We start from the raw sequence: 1040 nt of genomic DNA, 5'->3' as shown, positions 1-1040 counted from the left end.
CGCGCGGGGGGGGGGCGCCCGCCCCCCCCCCCCCCCCCCGCCCGGGGGGCCCCGCCCCCCGCGGGGGGGGGGCCGCCCCCCCCCGGGAGGGCAGGGCGGCGGCCGCCCCGTGGGGTCACCGCCGGGCGCGCCACACCAGGTACAGCGCCGACGCCACCGCGGCCCCCCGCACCAGCCACGGCCACATCCCCTCCAGCACCCCGCTCAGCTGGTCGTCGGCCAGCGCCGCACCCCACCGCCCGTCCATCCGCCCCCACAGCCACACCGTCGCGCCCACCAGCACCGCGCCGATCGGGCCGAACACCGCCCACTTGCGTTCGGCGGGCCCGAGCACGCGGGAGGCGAAGGGGAGGAGTCCGCCGACGGCGAGCAGCAGCCAGTAGCCGCCGGCCGCGCCGACGACGAGGAGGGCGGCGGCCAGCAGCAGCAGCGCGTTCGGCCGGGCCCGTCCCACCACGGCCGCGGCGCCCGCCTCCGGGCCCGCCGCCTTCGCCGCGGCCGCGGCCGCCGCGGTCTTCGCCGCGCGCCGCCGCTCCCGCAGGAACCGTACGGCGGTGCGCGCCCGCCCCCCGGCAGGACCGGCCGGGGGCTCCGCCGGCGCCGGCTCCTCCTCCGGGTCCGCCGGGTCCTCCTTGAACAGGTCCGGGATCTCGATGCCGCCCGCGAAGCCCTCCACCTGCGGGCCCGCGCCGTACGCGCCGGGGGCGACCCGCCACCAGTCGGGCTCCTCCCCGCCGGACGGCCCGAGTTCGTCGAGCCCCGCCAGGTGCGGCGGCACGTTCCCGGGCTCCGCCGCCGGGCGCGGGGCGGGCGCGCTCTTGCGGAGCAGCCGGCCCGGACCCCGCTGGGTCGGCACCGCGGGGCCGGGCCGTACGGGGTCCTCGGCGGCCGCGACGGAGCCGGGGGCCCCCCCCGGCGCCGCCCCCCGGCGGGGGCCGGGGGGGGGCCCGCCCCCCCCCGGCCCGCCCACCCCCCGTGCCGGCCCCCCGGCGGACACCCCCCCCCCCCGGCGGCCGCGCCCCGCCCCGGGGGGCGTGGAG

1 protein-coding gene is annotated in these 1040 nt (G+C 84.8%); it reads right to left on the bottom strand.

Annotated features, from left to right (window positions below):
- Positions 1-115: 115 nt before the first annotated feature.
- Positions 116-856, bottom strand: a complete 741-nt coding sequence (locus ACFWUQ_RS31500) for a hypothetical protein (RefSeq protein WP_384544840.1) — start codon at positions 854-856, stop codon at positions 116-118.
- Between the last annotated feature and the right edge of the window lie 184 nt (positions 857-1040).

It is taken from the genome of Streptomyces sp. NPDC058662, assembly GCF_042716255.1.
Taxonomy (GTDB): domain Bacteria; phylum Actinomycetota; class Actinomycetes; order Streptomycetales; family Streptomycetaceae; genus Streptomyces.
Note: the sequence above shows the minus strand (reverse complement) of the source record. Positions and strands in the feature narration are given on the sequence as shown.